Source organism: Stenotrophomonas ginsengisoli, from assembly GCF_001431485.1.
GTDB lineage: Bacteria > Pseudomonadota > Gammaproteobacteria > Xanthomonadales > Xanthomonadaceae > Stenotrophomonas > Stenotrophomonas ginsengisoli.
Genome location: NZ_LDJM01000019.1, coordinates 36586 through 43627, shown reverse-complemented (window position 1 = coordinate 43627; position 7042 = coordinate 36586). Strand labels below are relative to the sequence as shown.

5 protein-coding genes and 3 tRNA genes are annotated in these 7042 nt (G+C 63.8%); 1 reads left to right on the top strand and 7 read right to left on the bottom strand.

Annotated features, from left to right (window positions below; translation table 11 throughout):
• From ABB30_RS08270 to ABB30_RS16870, 6 genes are all read right to left on the bottom strand, one after another.
• On the bottom strand, positions 1–218 hold a 218-nt coding region (locus tag ABB30_RS08270), incomplete at its 3' end, for a GTP-binding protein (protein ID WP_239502993.1).
• A 40-nt stretch (positions 219–258) separates the two neighbouring features.
• A tRNA-Thr gene (locus ABB30_RS08265) sits at positions 259–334 on the bottom strand.
• 28 nt (positions 335–362) lie between these two features.
• Positions 363–436, bottom strand: a tRNA-Gly gene (locus ABB30_RS08260).
• A gap of 26 nt (positions 437–462) precedes the next feature.
• Positions 463–548: transfer RNA gene (locus tag ABB30_RS08255), tRNA-Tyr, on the bottom strand.
• 141 nt (positions 549–689) lie between these two features.
• Positions 690–1709, bottom strand: a complete 1020-nt coding sequence (locus tag ABB30_RS08250; protein ID WP_057637828.1) for an isoaspartyl peptidase/L-asparaginase family protein — start codon at positions 1707–1709, stop codon at positions 690–692.
• Between the two features lie 53 nt (positions 1710–1762).
• On the bottom strand, positions 1763–2827 hold the full coding sequence (locus ABB30_RS16870) for a cyanophycinase (RefSeq protein ID WP_152980642.1): 1065 nt from the start codon (positions 2825–2827) through the stop codon (positions 1763–1765).
• Between the two features lie 162 nt (positions 2828–2989).
• Between ABB30_RS16870 and ABB30_RS08240 the strand changes: the two genes are divergently transcribed.
• Positions 2990–5779 (top strand): TonB-dependent receptor plug domain-containing protein, encoded by a 2790-nt coding sequence (locus ABB30_RS08240; protein ID WP_057637827.1) that lies wholly within the window; start codon positions 2990–2992, stop codon positions 5777–5779.
• 132 nt (positions 5780–5911) lie between these two features.
• On the opposite strand, the gene ychF is transcribed toward ABB30_RS08240, so the two are convergent.
• Positions 5912–7003 (bottom strand): redox-regulated ATPase YchF, encoded by a 1092-nt coding sequence (gene ychF, locus ABB30_RS08235; RefSeq protein WP_057637826.1) that lies wholly within the window; start codon positions 7001–7003, stop codon positions 5912–5914.
• Between the last annotated feature and the right edge of the window lie 39 nt (positions 7004–7042).

Here is a 7042-nt window from a genome sequence, read left to right as displayed (position 1 = left end):
TCGGATTCGTATTCGACGTGAGCGGTCGAAATCGTGATGCCGCGAGCCTTTTCTTCCGGAGCCGCGTCGATCGAGGAGTAGTCCTTGAACTCGCCGCCAAAGCGCTCTGCGCCGATCTTGGTCAGCGCTGCAGTCAGAGTGGTCTTACCGTGGTCAACGTGACCGATGGTGCCGACATTGACGTGCGGCTTGGTACGTTCGAACTTACCCTTGGCCATGGCTCTTAATCTCGAATCAAAAAAGGGACTGGTACGTAGATGGTGCTCACGAAAGGAATCGAACCTTCGACCTCTTCCTTACCAAGGAAGTGCTCTACCGACTGAGCTACGTGAGCGAGTTCTTTATTATGGCATACAATTCAATGGAGCGGGAGACGGGAATCGAACCCGCACCATCAGCTTGGAAGGCTGAGGTTCTACCGTTGAACTACTCCCGCTTCGGGGATGTCACCATAATGGAATATGGTGGAGGGAGGTGGATTCGAACCACCGAAGTCGTAAGACAGCAGATTTACAGTCTGCCCCCGTTGGCCGCTTGGGTATCCCTCCGTCGCCGACCCCGTTACTTGTGACTGAAGGCCAATCCAGTCCGGGGTGGGTGAGCCGCTATTCTGTGAGAACCAAAGGACCTTGTCAACAAAAATTTTCACATTTGCGAAACTTTTTTTGACAGGTCGATTTCTTCGACCCTCACTGCCCCGGCAGAGGCAGTGCTTCCCCCACGAAGATCGCCACATGCGGTACGCCATCGGCACCGATCCAGCCGCGATACATCCCCGGGGTGTTGAACGGAGCGGCAGCCGCCCCGTCAGCGGACAGGATGATAGCGCCTCCGTCGCCGCCAAGCGAGGGAATCTTGTCATTGATGACCGCCTTGCCCGCCTGCGCCGGGGTTTCGCCCAGATAGGTCATGCGTGCACAGATGGCGTGGGCCGCGGCGGTGCGGATGTAGAACTCGCCCCAGCCGGTGCCGGAAATGGCACAGCGCTCATCGGCCCAGGTACCCGCTCCGATGATCGGGCTGTCACCGACACGGCCGTAACGCTTGTTGGTCATGCCACCGGTGGAAGTGCCGGCGGCCAGCTTGCCGGCGGCATCGCGCGCCACCGCACCGACGGTGCCGAAGTAGCGTGCGGTTTCCAGGTCGGCATGCGCCTGCTGGTTGGCCTCCTCGGCCAGCGCCTTCTGCAGCTGCTGCCAGCGGTGCTCGGTACGGAACCAGGACGGATCCACCTGTTCGATCCCCTGCTCGGCCGCAAAGGCTTCCGCCCCCTGCCCGATCATCATCACATGCGGGGATTTGTCCATCACCGCACGGGCCAGGGTGATCGGGTTCTTGACCGTGTGCAGGCCGGCCACGGCACCGGCCTTGCCACTGGCACCATCCATGATCGAAGCATCCAGCTCATTGCGGCCGTCATGGGTGAACACCGCGCCGCGCCCGGCATTGAAGCTGGGATCATCCTCCAGCACGGTGACGGCGGCAGTCACCGCCTCCAGGGCCGGCTTGCCGGCCGCCAGCTGCGCATGCCCGGCCAGCAGAGCCCGCTCCAGCGCCGCACGCGCCCGTGCTTCGGCGGCCGCATCCAGATCCCCCGGCGCCACCCCTGCCCCGCCATGGATCAGCAGCAGCGGCTCGGCCGCCACCGCACCGGCCATCGATACCACCGCCCCTGCACACAACACACCTGCACACAGCAAAGAACGCATCGCCTACCCCTTCACGAATGATGTGGTGCGGCCCTGGGCCGCGGCCACGCTGGTTACTTGAGTTGATCCAACTGCCACTGCCCCTGGTCGGTACGCGCCCGGTACAGGAATGCCGGTGAATGTACATCCAGGGTCCCCAGGTCCAGCTCGCTTTCGGCATTGATGCCGATCACGGCCACCTCCCCCTGGCGCAGGTGCTGCCCCTGCTGCAACTGCTCGGCCGGCAACTGCGGCACGATCAGCCAGGCCACATGGGCCGGGTCCAGCCGGTGCAGACGGGCCCGGCCATCGCCCTCCAAGGCCAGCGCCGCATCCTCGTCCACGCCCAGCCCGACCACCGGTTCACCGGACAGGTTGCGCGCCTTGTTGACGAAAGCCAGCAGACGCCCCTGACGATCACGCTGGCCGAAGTGGGTATCGGTGAGCACATGCTGCAGCCACGGTACCTGCAGGAAACGCTGCTCCAGGGTCACCGCCTGACCCAGCGGGTCGGCCAGTGCCGCTGCACTGTCGATGCTGCCGTCATCCAGCGCGCCATAGGCCCAGCCGCCCAGGATGGCCAACCCGGCACTGGTGCCACCAATCGGCTTGCCCGACTGCACATGGGCGGTGAGCAGCTGCTGTACCGGCGAGTCCTTCCAGAAACGGATGTAGCGGGCCTGGTCACCGCCGGCAATGAAGATCGCGTCGGCGCGATCGATCAGCGCCGCCACTTCCGGATCGAAGGAAGGGCTGCGCGCATCAAAGACCAGGGTACGGGCGGCGCTGATGCCACCAATCTCCTCGTAGAAGTAGTCCTGCAGGTCCGCTCCACCGGAAGCGCGCAGGATCAGCAAGCGACCACCGCCGGCACGCTCGGCAAACCAGCGCATGGCCGAGGGCACCTCCTCCCCGCCCCCCATCAGCAGGGTGCCGGCCTGCGGCGCGGCGATGCCGTCGCGTCGCCAGTCGCCGATGGCGAACTGCTGCAACCCGGGCAACTGCATCACTACCGGCAGCGGCTCCACCCGCAGCATCGGCTGGCGATGCAGCACTGGCGCGACCGGCGGCGTCGAGCGCCCGCAGCCGCCCAGCACGATCAACAAAACGCCTACAAATACTGCCTGCCACTGCGCCACGGCCACTTCCTTACAGATGCAAGTTTTACGAGTGCAAAAAGACCTATGCCAATAACAAACCGATCACATTTAGGCGCAGAATACACCTGTCTGGCACATAAATCGTGTGACCGGCAACACCTGATTTGTAACTTCAAACCATAGCGTCCAGGAGTCAGTTTCATGCGTAGACATGTAATGGTCGGTTCGATCCAGCTGGCCCTGGCCGCGCTCACCGCGCCGGCCTGGGCGCAGACCAACGGCGGCACCCCGCAGCAGCTGGACACGGTGCAGGTCACCGGTTCGCGCATTGCCCGTGCCCAGGTGGAAGGACCGGCCCCGGTCACCGTGCTCACCGCCGAGCAGATCAAGTCCTCCGGCCTGGTTTCCGTGCCCGATGTGCTGCGCTCGTTGAGCCAGAACAGTGGCAGCGTGCAGGGCCAGCAGAACACCACCGGCGCCCAGTCCACCCCCGGCGCCCAGGCGGTGGACCTGCGCGGCCTCGGCCCCAACCACACCCTGGTGCTGATCAACGGCCGCCGCATCGCCGATTTCCCGCTGCCGCTCAATGGCCGCAGCAACTTCACCGACGTGGGCAACATCCCGCTGGGCATGATTGACCGTATCGAAGTACTCACCGGCAGCGCCTCGGCCGTGTACGGCTCCGACGCCATGGCCGGCGTGATCAACTTCATCCTGAAAAAATCCACCGACGGCCTGACCGTGGACTATCGCTACGGCGACACCCATGAGGGTGGTGGTGAGTCGCATCGACTGACCCTGACCGGCGGCTTTGAAAAGGACAACTTCAGCGGCATCGTCGGTGTCGAGCTGCAGGACAAGAGCCCGTTGTGGGGCTATGAGCGCGACGTACAGGACTCCACTGCCGACGCGCCGACCTCGCGTCGCCGCCTGCCACGCCTGGTTGCCCAGCGCCTGAACTGGGACGATGACACCAACTTCGCTCCCAGTGGCGACTGCTCGGCCCTGGCCGGGCTCAACGGCGGCACCACCGTGCTGACTGAAGACCGCTATGGCGAGCCGCTGTGTGGCAGCGAGGCAGCCATTGCCTACCGCACCATCGAAAACGAGCGCCGCGGCGCCACCGCCTACGGCGCTTTCGAGTACCGTTTCAACGAGGACCTGTCCTGGTTTGCCGACATCCAGCTGGGCCACCAGAAGGTCAAGCTGCTCACCGGCACCAACGGCAATGACGTGGCCAGTGACCATATGGGCTGGGAATTCCACGACCCGGCCTCGCGCAACAACTACCGCGCCAAGGTGTTCTACAACCAGGGCAGCGATGCACTGGAAATCTGGTCGCGCCAGTTTGCCCCGGAAGAAGTGGGCGGGCTGGAAAACCGCATGAATACCACCACCCAGAAGACCTTCTCCATCACCACCGGCCTGCAGGGCCGTCTGGGCGAGAACTGGGACTGGGAAGCGGCCTACAACCATTCGCAGTACAAGGCCGATGTGGCCATGCCGCGCATCAATGCCGCGGCGGCCAATGAATATTTCCTCGGCCCGCTGCTGGGTTACACCGGCTCCGGCTATGCGATCTACAACCCGGACCCGGCCAGGTTGTTCTCGCCGGTGTCGACGGCCGATTTCGCCAAATTCGGCGTGATGTCCACCTTCAGGCCGAAGGCTGACAACGACAACCTCAACGTCACCTTCAGCAACACGGCCCTGTTCACCCTGCCCGCCGGTGATGTCGGCTTTGCCGGGACCGTGGAATACGGCCAGCAGTCCTACCGGATCAATCCTGACCCACTGGCCCTGACCGAAGACGCCTACTACGGCCCGCGCTACGGCGATGGCAGCGGCGAGCGTGACCGCTGGAGTGCCGCCGGCGAACTGCGCCTGCCCCTGCTCGACTCGCTGCAGGCCAGCCTGGCCGGCCGCTATGACCGCTACAGTTATGGCGGTCAGGACCCGGGCAAGTTCACCTACAGCATGGGCCTGGAATGGCGCCCGCACGACAGCCTGCTGGTGCGCGGCTCCTACGGCACCGGCTTCCGCGCCCCGGACATGCATTACCTGTTCGCTGGCGAGGACTACTACCGCACCCGCTATGCCACCGACTACTTCGCCTGCCGCAGCGACGAGCCGGGCTTCAGCAATGGCGACTGCTATGACGATGGCAGCTGGGACGTCAGCACCTTTGACACCTACACCGGCAACCAGAAGCTGGATGTGGAAACCAGCAAGTCCTTCTCGGCCGGCTTCGTGTTCTCGCCGCTGGCCGGGCTGGACCTGAGCGTGGACTACTACCGCATCAAGATCAGCAACCAGGTGCAGGTACAGGACCGTGAGCTGCTGCGCAGCACCGAAGCAGACTGCCGCCTGGGCGTGACCGATGACGGCGCTGCCGTGGACATCACCTCGCCGACCTGCGTGGATGCCCTGGCCCGGGTGATCCGTGATGCCGACGGCGATATCACCAGCGTGCGCTTTGCCCCGATCAACATCGCCAACGAAGAAACCTCGGGCCTGGACGTCACCGCCAGCTACCGCTTCAGCACCGCCACGGCCGGCAACTTCCACCTCAACGGCAGCTACACCTGGGCGCGTCAGCACGAGCGTCAGCTGTATCCGGGTGATGCCTATGAGGACATGCTGGATGTCAGCTTCAGTGCCACCACCCTGCCCAGCAACAAGGGCAACCTGGGCCTGAGCTGGGACAAGGACGCCTTCGGCGCCAGCCTGTTCGGCAACTACCTGGGCCGGGTGGCCAACTACGACAACGATGCCTGGACCGATTCGACCTGGCGCTTCAACGCCAGTGCGCGCTATGACATCAACAGCCACCTGCGCGTGGCCCTGTCGGTGAACAACCTGTTCAACAAGATGCCGCCCAAGGACGGCAGCTGGTCCAATTACCCCTACTACGACACCTCCTGGTTCAACTCCATCGGCCGCAGCTACTACCTGCAGGTCACCTGGAAGCTGGGCGGCGCCGCGCTGTAAGGGCATCCACGCGTGATGAAAAATGCCCCGCACTGCGGGGCATTTTTTTTGCCGGACACATCGCCGCCCCATCGCACCGCAGGCAACAAAAAACCCGCCTTGCGGCGGGTTTTTCTTCACTTCACTGCGCCATCAGACGTTGAAGCGGAAATGCAGCACGTCGCCTTCCTTGACGATGTAATCCTTGCCTTCCAGGCGCAGACGCCCGGCTTCCTTGGCACCGGCCTCACCCTTGAGGTTGATGAAGTCGTCATAGCCGATGGTTTCGGCACGGATGAAGCCACGCTCGAAATCGGTATGGATCACACCGGCGGCCTGCGGCGCGGTCGAACCGGCGCGCAGCTGCCATGCACGGACTTCCTTCACACCGGCGGTGAAGTAGGTCTGCAGGCCCAGCAGCTTGTAACCGGCGCGGATCACGCGGTTCAGGCCCGGCTCTTCCAGGCCCAGGTCCTTGAGGAACTCGTCACGGTCGGCATCGTCCAGCTGGGACAGCTCTTCCTCGATCGAGGCGCACACCGGCACCACTTCGGCGCCTTCTTCCAAGGCGCGTGCGCGCACGGCATCCAAGTGCGGGTTGTTGTCGAAACCATCCTCGGCCACGTTGGCGATGTACATCAGCGGCTTGAGGGTGATCAGGAACATGTCGCGCACCAGCGCACGCTCCTCGGCATCCAGGCCGGCCGAACGGGCCGAGCGGCCCTGATCGAGCACGGCGGCGAGCTTTTCCAGCACCGGCTTGCGGGCCAGGGCTTCCTTGTCATTGGCCTTGGCCGCGCGGCTGGCGCGGTCCAGGGCCTTGAGCACGGCTTCCAGGTCGGCCAGGGCCAGCTCGGTATCGATGGTATCGATGTCGGCGATCGGGTCGACCTTGTTGGCCACGTGGATCACGTTGCCATCTTCAAAGCAGCGCACCACATGGGCAATCGCATCGGTCTCACGGATGTGGGCCAGGAACTTGTTGCCCAGGCCTTCACCCTTGGACGCACCGGCCACCAGACCGGCGATGTCCACGAATTCCATCGTGGTCGGAATCACGCGCTCGGGCTTGACGATGGCCGACAGCGCATCCAGACGCGGATCCGGCACCGGCACGATGCCGGTGTTCGGCTCGATCGTGCAGAACGGGAAATTGGCCGCGGCAATGCCGGCCTTGGTCAGGGCGTTGAACAGGGTCGACTTGCCGACGTTCGGCAGGCCAACGATGCCGCATTTGATACCCATGAGATTGCTCCGCAGTAAATGTCGTAACTGGGCACTACC